We start from the raw sequence: 13,149 nt of genomic DNA on the forward strand, positions 1-13,149 counted from the left end.
TCGGCGGCCGGGGCTGCGGCGGCGCGGGCGACCAGCATCGGGTCGGGGTGCAGCCGGGTGGCGAGGACGAGGGCGGCGGCGGTGTAGGCGAGGCCGGCCAGCAGGAACGGCCCGGCGAGGCGGGGCAGGTGCAGGGCGTGGGCGACGGCGCCGGTGGGGGCGGCCAGGTTGGGGCCGAGGACGCCGCCGAGGGTGGTGGCGACGAGCACGGTGGAGATCGCGCGGGCGCGGTGCCCGGGGGCGGCGAGGTCGGCGCCGGCGTAGCGGGCCTGGAGGTTGGTGGCGCTGCCGGCGCCGTAGACGAACAGCGCGAGGAAGAGCAGCACGGGGCTGTCGAGAGCGGCGGCGGCGATGACGCCGACGCTGCCGACGGCGCCGGTGGCGTAGCCGGCGGTGAGTCCGGGGCGGCGGCCGCGGGCGGCGGATATCCGGCTGACCATGATCGCGGCGAGGGCGCTGCCGGCGGTGAACAGGGCGCTGGGCAGTCCGGCGAGCGCGGTGCTGCCGAGCATGTCCTTGGCGAGGACGGCGCCGACGGTGATGCCGGCGGCGAGCCCGGCGCCGCTGAGGATCTGGGCGGTGACCAGGGTGCGCAGGATGTGCCGTTGGACGGCGGGGTCGGCGGCGAGTTCGGCGGGCGGTGGTGCGGTGGTGCTGATCCTGGCCTTCACGGCTCTCCCCTGTTCTCCAAGTTTTCGTGGAATACCCTATCGATCGCTTACCGAGCGACCGCCGGGCGCACGATGCGGGCGGGGAGCGCTGATGGAATGCGGCGAGCGCCCCCCGTGCGGGTGAGAGAGGGGGCGCGGTGCCCCGAGTGCCCGTTCTGCCGGGTGGGGCGCTGGGACGCTGGGGCGATGATCTCTCGACGCGGACTTCTCTTTGCCTCCGGCGGCGTGGTGACGGCCGCCGCCCTGACCGGCCCCGGGGCCGGCGCCTCGCTCGCGGCGGGCGCGACGCCGCAGGACGACCCGGCCCGGCGGGAGGCAGCGCTGATCATGGCGCGCCGCATCCTGCTGACGGACGCCGACCACAACGACCTGACACTCGACTACCTGAAGCTGCTCACCGGCCGTACGCGCCTCAAGCCGACCGACACCCGGGACGTCGTGGTGGTCGGCGCGGGCGTCTCCGGCATGGTGTGCGCCCGGCTGCTGCAGGCGGCGGGCCACCGGGTGCGGGTGCTGGAGGCGAACCGCAGCCGGGTGGGCGGCCGGGTGAAGACCTTCCGCGGCGAGGTGTGGCAGGACGGGCGGCTGCACGCGGAGGCCGGCGCGATGCGCATCCCGTCCAGCCACCTGCTGACCCTGGCGCTCGCCGACCACCTGAAGGTGCCGCGCCGCCCGTTCGACCTGGTGGACCTCCCGCCGACGCCGGACCAGGTGTCCAACGACTCCAAGGTGACGTACAAGTCCTGGACGGGCGAGGAGTTCAGCAGCGGCGAGGCCCCGGTGTACGTCGCGCCGAAGGGCCTCGGCAGCCGCTTCGTGCACGTCAACGGGCAGACCGTCAGCAAGGGCGCGTACAGCGCCGATCCCGGCCCGATCAACAAGAGCTTCGGCTGGAACAGCAACCAGACCACCGCGGCCGCCTTCGACAAGGCACTCGACACCGCCCGCGCCTACACCATGGTGAAGAACCCCGACGGCACCTGGACCGACAAGCCGATCGCCGAACGCGTCGAGGGCATGGCCAAGCTGCTGTACGACATGGACGGCTACTCGCTGCTGCGCTACCTCCAGGAGGGCGAGGGCTGGAGCGACGCCCAGATCCAGGCCGTCGGCACACTGGAGAACCTGACCAGCCGGCTGTCCTACGGTTTCCTGCACTCGGTGTTCGACGCCGGCGACATCAACCCCTCCGTCACCTACTTCGAGTTCAACGCGGGCACCGACGCGCTGACCGAGGCCCTCGCCAAGGACCTGCACATCGAGCGCGGCCAGGTCGTCACCCGCGTCGCCACCGACGACAGCGGCGTGACGCTGACCGCCGAACCGGAGACCGGCCCGGAGGACGAGGCCTGCGACGGCGCGATCGGCGGCAAGGCCACCGAGTACCGGGCCGACATGGTGGTGCTGGCGGTGCCGTTCGCGGCGCTGCGGCACGTCGACTTCGCGCCGCTGCTCCCCTACGGCAAGCGCCGGGCGATCAACGAGCTCAAGCACGACACCGCGCACAAGGTGCTGCTGGAGTTCACCGAACGCTGGTGGGAGTGGGACGAGAACACCTGGAAGGACAAGCTCGGCACCGACTACCGACCCGCCCCGCACGGCGACGCGGTGGCGGCGGTCGGCGGCGGCTGCGTCTCCGACGAGGCCAGCCGATTCGTCTACTTCCCCTCCCACCCCAGTGACGGCGGCGCGCCCGGCGGCGTGGTGCTGGCCGCCTACAACTGGGCGGAGGACGCGCTTCGCTTCGACTCCCTCACCCCCGCCGACCGGCACACCGAGGCGCTGGAGCACCTGACCGAGCTGTACGGCGAGCGGATCCGGCGCTACGTCACCGACCGGCACGTGTCGCAGTCCTGGCTGCGCAACCGCTGGGCGCTGGGCGAGGCCGTCATCGAGACGCCCGGGCAGCTGCTCAGCCTCGGCCCGCACGTGGCGACGCCGGTGGCGGGGCGGCTGTTCTTCGCCGGCGACCACTGTCAACCGCGCTACCACGCGTGGATCTCCGGCGCGATCGCCTCCGGCACGGAGGCCGCGGTGCAGTTGGTCGACGCGATCTGACGGCGCACGCCCGCCGCCCGGCCCGGGCGGCGGGCGTTCCCGTGCCCGGGCCTGCGGGGGCGTGGTTGAGCGGCCGTCAGTAGGTCTGGGATGTGGTCGGTCGGCCGTCGCCGGGCCTCTCGTGGCCTGGCGACCGGCCGTCAGCGGGTGCCTCGGGGCGTGGTTGATCGGCCGTCAGCGGGTGCGGGCCGGGGTCGAGCGGCCGTGTCCCGGTGCCCGGTGCGGCGGGGGCCCCGATAGCATCGGCGCATGCGCGACACCGGCGGGGACCAGCAGCGCTCGGTGCTGCTGGCGTTCCGCTCGGCGGTGGCGCTGCACCGGCTGCTGGACGTGCTGCCGGTCTTCGAGGGCGACGGCCGGATCTCCCGCTGGTTCACCCTGGTGCCGGGCTCCCGTTTCGACCTGGAGGCGCTGGCCGCGCTGGACCGCTCCGGCGCCCGGGTGATCGACTTCGAGCAGGCCACCGGCCGGCCGTTCGACCTGATTCTGACGACCAGTCCGAAGGGTGCGCTGGCCAGCCTCTCGGGCCGAGCACGGGCGCTGCTGCCGCACGGTGCGGGCTTCAACAAGGCGCTGCACGAGGAGGGTTCGCCCGAGCTGCCGTCAGGGCTCGACCCCGCGTTCCTGCTCTCCGACGGCGCGCCGTGGGCCGACCTGCACGGCCTCGGGCACGCCGAACAGGTGTCCCGGCTGGCCGAGTTCTGCCCGCCGGCGGCGACCCGTGCGGTCGTGGTGGGCGATCCGACGCTGGACCGGATGCTGGAGTCCGGCCCGCGCCGCGAGGCGTACCGGTCCGCGCTGGACCTCGGCGACCGGACCCTGCTGGCGGTGCTGTCCACCTGGGGTCCGGAGAGCCTGCTCACCCAACGGCCCGGCCTGCCGGGCGAGTTGGTGCTCGGCCTGCCGGTGGACGGGTACCGGGTGGCGCTGCTGGTGCACCCCAACGAGGTGGGCGGGCGCAGCCGCCTGGACCTGGCCGAGCAGTTCCGGCCCGAGCTGCGGGCCGGGCTGCTGCTGCCCTCCCCGCACCAGGACTGGGCGGCGGTCCTGGTCGCCGCCGACGCGGTAATCACCGACCACGGTTCGACTGCGCTGTACGCGGCGGCGCTGGGCCGTCCGGTGCTGAACGCCTACGACGGCGGCCGGGAGTTGATCGCGGGCACCCCGATGGCTCGGCTGCTGGCCGCCGCGCCGCGCTTCACCGGCCCGGAGAGCGTCCGCGACGTGTCCGCGCCGGCCCCGGCCGACGCCGCCGACGCCTTCGACCGGCCCGGGGAGGCGCTGACGCTGCTGCGCGCCGAGCTGTACCGGCTGCTGGACCTGACGCCCCCTCGACGGGCGGTGCCGGCCGAGCCGCTGCCCGTGCCCTCGGTGCCCCGGTCGGCGGCGCCGGCGCTCGCGGTGCACGCGGAGGTGGCGGGCGGCCGGGTGCGGGTGGAGCGGTTCCCGGCGGCGACCGAGCGGCCGATCCACCACCTGTCCGCCGAGCATCCGGCGGCCTCGCTGGCGCAGGTGCGCAGCGCCGCCGTGCTGTGGCGGCGTCCCGGCTCGGGCCGGTGGACGGTGGCGGGGTGGACGGCGCACGTGCTGGCCGAGCTGCCGTCCTGCGTGACGGCCGCGGCGGTGCTGTCGGCCGACCGCTGCGTGCTGCGGCACCGGCAGCGCGGCCTGCTCGCCGTGCAGCTCGCGCCGGGCCGGGCGGGCGGCCGGGTGCACCGGGTCGATCCGACGGCCGCCGTGTCCGCCGTGCATGCCTGGCTGGGCACCCGGCCGGCGGCCGAGTGGCCCGTTCAACTCGACTGCGTGCTGGGCCCGTTCACCGCCCGCCTGACCGTCCGTCCGGCCCGCGCCGAGGAGCTCGACGCGGAGCTGTGAGGGCCGCGGTCAGCGTTCGTCGTCGGCCGTCCCGTCCAAACCGTCCGCGCCGCCGCCCGTGTCGCCGCCGTGGGTGGCGCGCAGTTCGGCGGCCCGGGCGCGGTGGGCGGCGGCCTCCCGGGGGCGGTCGGTGCGGTCGGCGAGGGTGGCGAGGTCGGTGCGGATGCGGGCCTCGTCGAAGGTGGAGCCGCGTTCTTCGGCGTCGGCGAGCGCGGCGGTCAGGTGCGGTTCGGCGTCCGTGCAGCGGCCGGCCCGCAGCAGGGCCCGGCCGAGGCCGGAGCGGGCGCGGGCGGCGATGCGGCCGCGGCCGGGCATCGCGGCGAACAACCGGTGGGCGCGGTCGAAGAGTTCGGCGGCCGCGGCCTGGTCGTCGGCGGCGGCCTCGGCCTTGGCGCACTGGTAGGTCTGGAGGGCCGCGCCGTAGGCGTTGCCGATGGCCAGGTGGACGGCGCGGGCCTCGGCGAAGTCGGCCAGGGCGGCGTCGAAGTGTTCCCGGGCGGCGTCGGCGCCGTGGTGTTCGGCGGTCCATTCGCCCCGGGCGAGGGCGAGTTGGCCGCGGAAGTCGACGGCGGAGGCGGCGAGTCGGCGGTCCGTGTCCTGGTCGCCGAGCAGGTCGGCGAGGGCGCGGGCCTGCTGGAGGAGGGCGGCGGCCTCGTCGAACCGGGCGGCCTCCCACAGGGGTCGGGCGAGCAGGCAGCGGGTGCGGATGCGGGCGGGGAGGCGGTCGGCGCGGTCGGCGGAGTCGACGGCGGCGCGGAAGGCTTCGACGGCATCGTGCCGGGGGTGGTCGAGGTAGTGCGTCCAGAGCGACTCGGCGAGGGCGACGGCGTCCTCGTCCTGCCGGGTGGCGTGCGCGAGGGCGACCGCGCCGTACAGGCTCAGCCGATTGGCCTCCATCCAGTGCAGCGCACCGGACTTGGCGGTGCCGAGGTCGGCGTCGGGGACGCCGGACAGCGGCGGGACGGCGGGCTCGACGGTGAGGCGGGCGCCGGCGGTCAGCAGGTCGGCGCGGGCGGTCTGGCGGCGCAGCCAGTGCAGGACGCGGCGGCGGGCGGCGGCGCGTTCGGCGCCGTCCGGGTCGGCCTGTTCGGCGCGGCGCAGGGCGTGGCCGCGGACCAGCGCGTGCTGCCGGTAGCCGCCGGCCCGGTAGTCGAGCAGTCCGGCGGTGACGAGTTCGGCGAGGGCGTCCTCGGCGTCGGGCAGGCCTAGGCCGAGCAGGGCGGCGGCCAGGTACTCGGTGCCGCAGGGGCCGGGGATCTCCGCCAGGGTGCGGTACAACTTGGCTGCGGCGGGGTCGAGTTCGCGGTAGGCGGCGTCCCAGACGGCTTCCACGGGTGCGCTGCCGCGCCGGTGGAGTTCGTCGGTGAGGCGTTCGGCGAGCGCGGCGAGGGTGCGGTGCGGGAGGCGGCGGGCGAGTTCGCCGGCGACTTCGGCGGCCTTGGGCAGTCCGGCGCAGGCGGCGGCGATGGCGTGCACGGTGGCGGGGTCGGCGGCGGCCCAGCGCTGTTCGCCGAGCAGCAGGCGCAGCAGTTCGCCGGTGTGGTCGGTGCTGAGCGGGGTGAGGGCCAGCTCCAACTGGCCCGCGTCGCCGAGGTCGTAGAGCGGGCCGCGGCTGGCGACCAGCACCAGGCTGCCGGCCGAGGCGGGCAGCAGGGCCTGCACCTCGGCGCCGGTGTGGGCGTTGTCGACGACCAGCAGGCGGCGGCCGCCGCGGGTCCTGGCCCAGTACTGGCGGAGCAGGGCGCGGTAGCCGCGGCCGAGCCAGTCGCGGTCGACGCCGAGGGCGGGCAGCAGGTCGGCGAGGACGTCGGCGGGGTCGATGCCGCCGTCGCGGCGGTAGTCGTCCAGGTCGAGGTAGTGCGCGCCGTCGGGGTAGCGCTCCGCGAGGGCGTGGCCGACGCGCAGGCAGAGCGCGGTCTTGCCGATGCCGCCGAGGCCGCTGATCGCCACCACCTGCGGGGTGCCCTCGCTCGCGCCGGCGGGCGGGCGGAGCTCGACGATGCGCCGCTGCTCCTCGGTGCGGTCGACGAAGTGGGCGCGCTGGGGCGGCAGTTCGAAGGCCGGGGTGTGGACGGCGGCGGCCGCCTGGTGGATGTTCACGGTGCCGACGTGCCCGGCCTGCACCACGGTGTCCACCCGGGCGTGGTCGCCCACCACGTTGCGCGTCTGTTCGGTCACTCGTCAACCCTACGCGGTGGCCGGGGCGGTGGCCGGGAGACGGGCGAACCAAGGGAGTTCGGGCGCGGCGGGCGGTCCGGTGCGGGGTCGGGCGGGCGGTCCGGCGCGGCGGGCGGTCCGGGGTCGGGCGGGCCGCGGGCGGTCAGTCGGTGGGCCGGCTGAGCCAGCGCCACTCCTGGCTCTCCGCGACGCCGCGCCAGGTGTCGAGCGGGATCGGCGGGGTGGTGCGGGTCTTCCGAGGCGCGGAGAGGACGTAGTCGCGCGGGCCGTTGAACTCGGTGAACTCCAGCACGGTGCCGTCGATCCGCCACAGCCTGACCCGGTAGTTGTACAGGCCGGGAACGATGGCGTCGTTGGCCTCCACCATCTCCCAGGTGCCGTCCGGGAGGAAGCCGTACTCGCAGCCCTGGGTACTGCGCTCCCCAGTGCCGAGGACGGTCTCCGCGCAATGGAACGGCTGGTCGCTGGGGTCGGGCGCGCGGCGGTCCTTCGGGAAAGCGGCCACCGAGTGCCGCATCATCACTTCCAGGCTGCTGACCACCCCGTCTCCGTCCACGTACTGCAAGGTCACCCCGGCGGTGCCGACGGGAAGGGTGCCGAGGAAGGCCCCGGCGTCCTTGAAGGACCCCACTTCGGCCGGCAGCAGGGCGGTGATCACCTTCTGCACCTGGGTGGGCGTGAACGCCGCCATGCCGTCCGGGCCCGGGGTGTCGTTGCTCGACGGCCGGCCGAGCACGGGCGCCGGGGAGAGGTTCAGCATCGGGGTGTGGTCGGGGTCGGGGCTCGGCGCGACGGAGCCGAACGGGCTCGGCGAGGTGGTGGGCGAGGCGAGGACCGCACCGGCCGGGCCGGTGTTCGTGGCGGGCGCCTTCGCGGCCATGGTGTTCAGTCCGGCGTTCGCGCCGACGGCGGCCAGTACGACGACGGTGAGCGCGGCACCCGCGATCCGCAGGCGGCGGGCCAGCCGGCGCCGGCGGCCTCTGCGGTTGCTCTCGGCGACGATGACGGCAACCGGGACGCTCAGCTCCTTGACGCTCGTCTCCATCATCCGGGAGAGCTCCAGGTCCAGGTCCAATGTCCGATGCCTTCCGTACTGGCAGGTGGGTGTCACGCGGGTGACAGAACGAGTAGAGGGGTGTGCCGGGGGTCGGCCCGGCGCCGTGGGGCGGTCAGTCCTGGAGCAGCAGGGCCCGGTCGGGGCCGAGGATGGCGCGCAGTCGGGTCATCGAACGGGAGTTGAGGCTCTTCACGGCGCTGACGGTGACGCCCATCGCCTCCGCCGTCTCCTCCAGGCTGTAGTCCTCCAGGTAGCGCAGCACCACTGCCGCCCGGTTGCGGGGCGGTAGTTGGCGCAGCGCGGCGACCAGGGTGATCCGCAGGGCGGCGGAGCTGCCCTCGCGGGCGCCGACCGTGGGCTCGTCGGGGAACTCGGCGACGGCGAGTTCGCTGGAGCGGCGCAGCCGGCGGTGCGACAGGTAGCAGCGCAGCAGCACCTTCCGGGCGTAGGCGTCGACGCCGGCGTCCCCGTCCGCGCGCCGCAGCCTGCCCCAGACCGGGTACATCTTCGACAACGCGGTCTGCACCAGGTCCTGTGCCTGGTGCCAGTCCCCGCACATCAGGTACGCGAGTTGGAACAGGCGGCGCGCCCGGCTGGCCGCGAACTCGTCGAAGCCGAGCCCCTCGGTCATGTGCTCCCCCGGATGAAAAAGTGTTCGTCGACGCTCTGAAGACGCCTCGTCCGGGGGGTTCCGTCGCGGAGGCGAAGATCAAGATTGGGTAACGGGGAGCAGTCAACTGGCGCGCCGGCCTTTGCGGTTACGGCGGCCGGATCGACCTCGAAGGGGTTGCGCAGACCGGCGGCGGGGGGCACCCCGTGCGCCCGAGGCGGCGGTCAACTCTCCTGCTCTGCGCGGGATTTCCCGCCCGCGTGGAGGCGGCGGCACACTGGACGGCATGGAGCGCATCGAGAGCGAGGGCGGCGAGGCCGCCTGCTGGCTGAACCTGGTCTGCGAGGAGTGCGGCAAGGTCCGGGAGCGCGGGCGCTGCCCGGTCTGCGACGCCGGGCCCGAGGCCGAGGCCGAATCCGACGTCGATGCCGACGCCACCGCATCCGACGCCGGCTCCGGTTCGTCGCAGGAGAGTTGAGCGCCCCGCGCGGGGGTCTCAGCGCAGCAGGCCGTGCAGCAGCAGTTCGGCCAGGTGTCCGTACGCCTCGGCGTCGGCGAGGCCGGTGGCCTCGGCGACCTGGCGCTGCTGGATGCGGACCATCACCGAGCTGATCACGTCCGCCGCGAACGCCACGTGGGTCTCGCGGAAAGCGCCTTCCGCGACCCCGTCGTCAATCAGGCGTTGGATCTGCCGGGCGGCGGCACGGGTGTTGCGGCCGTACACCTCGGCGGCGGGTTCGAAGGCCGCCAGGTCGTCGAAGAACCGGGCCGAGCCGGGGGCGAGTTCGGCGGAGACGGCGCGCAGGTAGGCGGCCAGCCGGGCGGCCGGGTCGCTCTCGGCGGCGAGTGCGGCCTCCACCCGGGCGGTGGCGTTGCGGAAGAAGTGCACGACGGCCGCTCGGACCAGTTGTTCCTTGGAGCCGGCCAGCCCGTACAGGGTGCGCTTGGAGCAGTGCAGGCGGGCCGCGAGGTCGTCCAGCGTGAAGCGGGCGAAGCCCTCGGCGACGAAGAGCGCGACGAGTTCCTCGAAGAGGGCGCTGCGACGGGCGGCACCCCGTCCGGTGGGCTGGGGTGCGGTGGCGCTGTCGATCACCCGGCCAGTATGACAGTCGGCCTCTCCCGGGCCGCCGATCCGGCCGCCGGGCGCACCCGGCGGCTCCTCTCGCGCCCCTGGTTCGCGCCCCGCCTCGCGCCCCTGTGCATGACCCGTTCATGACCCGCCTCGCGCCCGCCCTCGTCCGGCGAACTGCCGCTTTCCCTCCACTTCCCTCCACTTCCCTCGCGTTTCCGGCCTTTTCCCTGTTCGCCGCCCCGGCATCTCCCCTGCCGGCCCCGGCTGCGCTACGCTTCCCGGTACTGACGTACCGCTTTGCGTACCGCTTGGAGCCGGAACATGGCCGTGGATCGCCTGCTTCCCACCGAGGAAGCCGCCGACCTGATCGCGCTGACCCGTGATCTCGCCGACAAGGAACTCGCCCCGAAGGTCGAGTCCCACGAGAAGCAGGAGCTGTACCCCGAGGGCCTGTTCGCACTGCTCGGCCAGGCCGGTCTGCTGGGCCTGCCGTACTCCGAGGAGTTCGGCGGCGGCGGGCAGCCGTACGAGGTGTACCTGCAGGTGCTGGAGGAGCTGGCCTCGCGCTGGGCGGCCGTCGCGGTCGCCACCAGCGTGCACACGCTGGCCTGCCACCCGCTGAACGCGTTCGGCACGCCCGAGCAGAAGGAGCAGTGGCTGCCCCGGATGCTGGCCGGCGAGATGATCGGCGGCTACAGCCTGTCCGAGCCGCAGGCGGGCTCCGACGCGGCCGCGCTGACCTGCAAGGCCGAGCCGGTCGACGGCGGTTACCGGGTGACGGGCACCAAGGCGTGGATCACCCACGGCGGCAAGGCCGACTTCTACGCCCTGTTCGCCCGCACTGCGCCCGGCGCGCACGGCATCTCCTGCTTCCTGGCGCCCGGACAGGCCGAGGGCCTGACCTTCGGCGCGCCCGAGGAGAAGATGGGCCTGAACGGCGTGCCGACCACAGCCGCGTACTGGGACGGCGCGCTGCTCGGGCCGGAGCGCCTGATCGGCGCCGAGGGCCAGGGCCTGTCCATCGCCTTCTCCGCCCTCGACTCGGGCCGCCTCGGCATCGCCGCCTGCGCCACCGGCGTCGCCCAGGCCGCACTGGACACCGCCGTCGCCTACGCCAACGAGCGCACCACCTTCGGCCGCAAGATCGTCGACCACCAGGGCCTGGGCTTCCTGCTCGCCGACATGGCCGCCGCCGTGGACTCCGCCCGCGCCACCTACCTCGACGCGGCCCGCCGCCGCGACCTCGGCCGCCCGTTCAGCCGGCAGGCCAGCGTGGCCAAGCTGATCGCCACCGACGCCGCGATGAAGGTCACCACCGACGCGGTGCAGGTGCTCGGCGGCTACGGCTACACCCGGGACTTCCCGGTCGAGCGGTTCATGCGCGAGACGAAGATCATGCAGATCTTCGAGGGCACCAACCAGATCCAACGTCTGGTGATCAGCCGTCAGTTCGCCCGCTGACCCCTGATCCCCCGACCGTTCGCCACCTGTTTCGAAAGGCCTTTCCACCATGCAGCTCACCGGTACCGCCGCCCTGGTCACGGGCGCCGCCTCCGGCCTCGGTGCGGCGACCGCCACGCACCTGGCGGGCCTCGGCGTCCACGTCTACGGCCTGGACCTGCCGAAGGCCGTGGAGTCCGCGACGACCCCGCCCGAGGGCGTGACCCTGCTCGGCGCGGACGTCACCGAGGAACAGCCGGTGCGCGACGCGCTGGCCCGGATCGCCGCCGACGGCCGCGAACTGCGGCTGGCCGTCAACTGCGCGGGCATCGCCCCGTCCGCCCGGATCGTCGGCCGCCGCGGCCCGCACGACCTGGACCTGTTCCGCACCGTGCTGAACGTCAACCTGATCGGCACCTTCAACGTGATGCGGCTCGCCGCCGAGGCGATGTCCACCCTGGAGGCGGACGAGGCCGGGCAGCGCGGACTGGTCGTCAACACCGCGTCCATCGCCGCGTTCGAGGGCCAGGTCGGCCAGATCGCGTACGCCGCGTCCAAGGCCGGTGTCGCCGGGATGACCATCACCGCCGCCCGCGACCTCGCCCAGTTCGGCATCCGCGTCGTCACCATCGCCCCCGGCATCGTCGACACCCCGATGATGGCCGGCTTCTCCGACGAGGTCCGGGCCGGCCTCGCCGCCACCGTCACCTTCCCCCAGCGCCTCGCCCACCCCGAGGAGTACGCCCGCCTGGTCGCCGCGATCGCCGACCACGACTACCTCAACGGCGAGACCATCCGCATGGACGGCGCCCTCCGGATGTCCGCACGCTGACCCGCCGCTCGCCGCACAGGGCCGCCCCGCACCGGGCGGCCCGGTGGCGTGTCCGCCGGCTGTAATCGTTCGCGCGGTGCCGGACATTTCCTGGTGACGGCTGTCGCACAGGAAGGGCGCGCATGACGGACCAGGAGGAGCCGCAGGAGCGGCACCGATGGCTGGAGGACCTGTACGAAGCCCACGCCGACCGGGTGATGGGCTACCTGCTGCACCGCGCGGACCGCGAGACCGCGCAGGAGATCGTCTCCGAAACGTTCCTGCTGGCCTGGCGCAAGCAGCACGCGGTGCCGGACGACGCGGACGACGCGCTGCCGTGGCTGCTCGCCGCGGCGCGCCGCCTGCTCGCCAACCGGGTGCGCTCCGACCTGCGTCACCAGGCCCTGGCCGAACGCATCCGGGCGACGCCGGACAGCACCCCGCCGACGGCCTTCGAGGACCGCGTCGGCGACCGCGAACAGGTCTTCCAGGTGCTGATGCACCTGGCCGAGACCGACCGCGAAGTCCTGCTGCTCACCGGCTGGTACGACCTGACGGCGCAGCAGGCCGCCAAGGCACTGGGCTGCACCAGAGCGGCCTACGCACTCCGCCTGCACCGCGCCAGACGGCGCTTCCGTACCGCGTTGGAGCAACAGCAGACGTCAACGACCGCCATCGGCTCGGAGGTGCCCGCGTGAAGAACGACCCGGTGCTGGACGCCGTCCGGCAACTGCGCCCGCAGGACTCCGACGGCTGGGCGCGCTCGCCGCAGGGTCGGCGCGTCCTCGACTCGGTCCTGGAACGCGCACCGGCCGCCTCCGCACGGCGGCGTCCGCCGCGAACAGTGCTGGTCGGCGGCGCACTGCTGCTCCTGCTCACCGGCGGCGGGGCGCTGGCAGCCGCCGGCGGGCTGCCGTGGAACGAGCCCGGGCGGACGGCGATGTGCGCCCGGACGCTCGCCGCCGACGCGGACCTCGCCGAGGTCTCCACCACGCACGACTTCGACCCGCACGACCCCGGCGCGTCCTGCGCCCGACTGTGGCGCCGGATGTGGGGCCCGTCCGAGCCGGTGCCTGCCTCCTTCACCGCATGCTTCCACCCAGGGGCCGACGTTCCGGACCCCGACGGCGGCTACCATCACGACCCGCACGCCCCAGGCGGTCCGATCATCTACCCGGCCGACGGCCTGCCGCCGGACGAGGCCTGCGCCAAGATCGGGGCCAAGCCCATTCCGATCGGTCGACAGGGGTAGGTCCGGCCTGGGCGAATCGCGGCGAATGTGGTTGTTCGCGGTAGCTGGCGGGTGGTGGCGAGTGGTGGCTGGCGGGTGGTGGCGGGTGGTGGCGACGCTTCCGGGCGGCGATGCCTCCGGCGGCG

At 74.4% G+C, this 13,149-nt stretch carries 12 protein-coding genes; 7 read left to right on the plus strand and 5 right to left on the minus strand.

Annotated elements, in window-relative coordinates; all coding sequences use genetic code 11:
* Window positions 1-671: MFS transporter (locus AMK19_RS05870; RefSeq protein ID WP_443134991.1), on the minus strand; the 671-nt coding region annotated here is incomplete at its 3' end.
* Window positions 672-857: 186 nt separating this feature from the next.
* Between AMK19_RS05870 and AMK19_RS05875 the strand changes: the two genes are divergently transcribed.
* Both AMK19_RS05875 and AMK19_RS05880 read left to right on the plus strand, forming a co-directional pair.
* The gene (locus AMK19_RS05875) at window positions 858-2,729 is read left to right on the plus strand and encodes a flavin monoamine oxidase family protein (protein ID WP_073808699.1); all 1,872 of its coding nucleotides are present in this window, start codon (window positions 858-860) and stop codon (window positions 2,727-2,729) included.
* Between the two features lie 249 nt (window positions 2,730-2,978).
* Window positions 2,979-4,604 carry a translation initiation factor 2 gene (locus tag AMK19_RS05880; RefSeq protein ID WP_073808701.1) on the plus strand — a complete coding sequence of 542 codons (1,626 nt, stop codon included), beginning with the start codon at window positions 2,979-2,981 and terminating at the stop codon, window positions 4,602-4,604.
* A 9-nt stretch (window positions 4,605-4,613) separates the two neighbouring features.
* On the opposite strand, the gene AMK19_RS05885 is transcribed toward AMK19_RS05880, so the two are convergent.
* The 3 genes from AMK19_RS05885 to AMK19_RS05895 all read right to left on the minus strand — a co-directional run bounded on the left by AMK19_RS05885 (window position 4,614) and on the right by AMK19_RS05895 (window position 8,470).
* A complete protein-coding gene (locus AMK19_RS05885; protein ID WP_073808702.1) occupies window positions 4,614-6,782 on the minus strand; it encodes an ATP-binding protein in 2,169 nt (722 codons plus the stop codon).
* A 142-nt stretch (window positions 6,783-6,924) separates the two neighbouring features.
* Window positions 6,925-7,857 carry a hypothetical protein gene (locus AMK19_RS05890; RefSeq protein ID WP_073808704.1) on the minus strand — a complete coding sequence of 311 codons (933 nt, stop codon included), beginning with the start codon at window positions 7,855-7,857 and terminating at the stop codon, window positions 6,925-6,927.
* 94 nt (window positions 7,858-7,951) lie between these two features.
* Complete coding sequence (locus tag AMK19_RS05895; RefSeq protein WP_073808706.1) at window positions 7,952-8,470, minus strand: SigE family RNA polymerase sigma factor; 519 nt, start codon at window positions 8,468-8,470, stop codon at window positions 7,952-7,954.
* 265 nt (window positions 8,471-8,735) lie between these two features.
* Between AMK19_RS05895 and AMK19_RS05900 the strand changes: the two genes are divergently transcribed.
* Entirely contained in the window at window positions 8,736-8,927 is a 192-nt protein-coding gene (locus AMK19_RS05900) for a hypothetical protein (protein WP_073808707.1), read from the plus strand.
* Between the two features lie 18 nt (window positions 8,928-8,945).
* Here the strand turns inward: AMK19_RS05900 and AMK19_RS05905 are convergent, their stop codons facing one another.
* Window positions 8,946-9,542, minus strand: coding sequence for a TetR/AcrR family transcriptional regulator (locus AMK19_RS05905; protein WP_073808709.1), 597 nt, complete (start codon window positions 9,540-9,542; stop codon window positions 8,946-8,948).
* A 300-nt stretch (window positions 9,543-9,842) separates the two neighbouring features.
* Between AMK19_RS05905 and AMK19_RS05910 the strand changes: the two genes are divergently transcribed.
* From AMK19_RS05910 to AMK19_RS05925, 4 genes are all read left to right on the plus strand, one after another.
* Window positions 9,843-10,982: an acyl-CoA dehydrogenase family protein gene (locus AMK19_RS05910; RefSeq protein WP_073808710.1), complete on the plus strand. Its 1,140-nt coding sequence runs from the start codon at window positions 9,843-9,845 to the stop codon at window positions 10,980-10,982.
* 49 nt (window positions 10,983-11,031) lie between these two features.
* The gene (locus AMK19_RS05915) at window positions 11,032-11,793 is read left to right on the plus strand and encodes an SDR family NAD(P)-dependent oxidoreductase (protein ID WP_073808712.1); all 762 of its coding nucleotides are present in this window, start codon (window positions 11,032-11,034) and stop codon (window positions 11,791-11,793) included.
* Window positions 11,794-11,915: 122 nt separating this feature from the next.
* Entirely contained in the window at window positions 11,916-12,470 is a 555-nt protein-coding gene (locus tag AMK19_RS05920) for an RNA polymerase sigma factor (protein ID WP_073808714.1), read from the plus strand.
* On the plus strand, window positions 12,467-13,024 hold the full coding sequence (locus AMK19_RS05925; protein WP_073808715.1) for a hypothetical protein: 558 nt from the start codon (window positions 12,467-12,469) through the stop codon (window positions 13,022-13,024). Before AMK19_RS05920 ends, AMK19_RS05925 begins: the two co-directional genes overlap by 4 nt.
* The last annotated feature ends 125 nt before the right edge of the window (window positions 13,025-13,149 follow it).

This window comes from Kitasatospora sp. CB01950 (assembly GCF_001905465.1).
In the GTDB taxonomy this organism is placed as follows: domain Bacteria; phylum Actinomycetota; class Actinomycetes; order Streptomycetales; family Streptomycetaceae; genus Kitasatospora.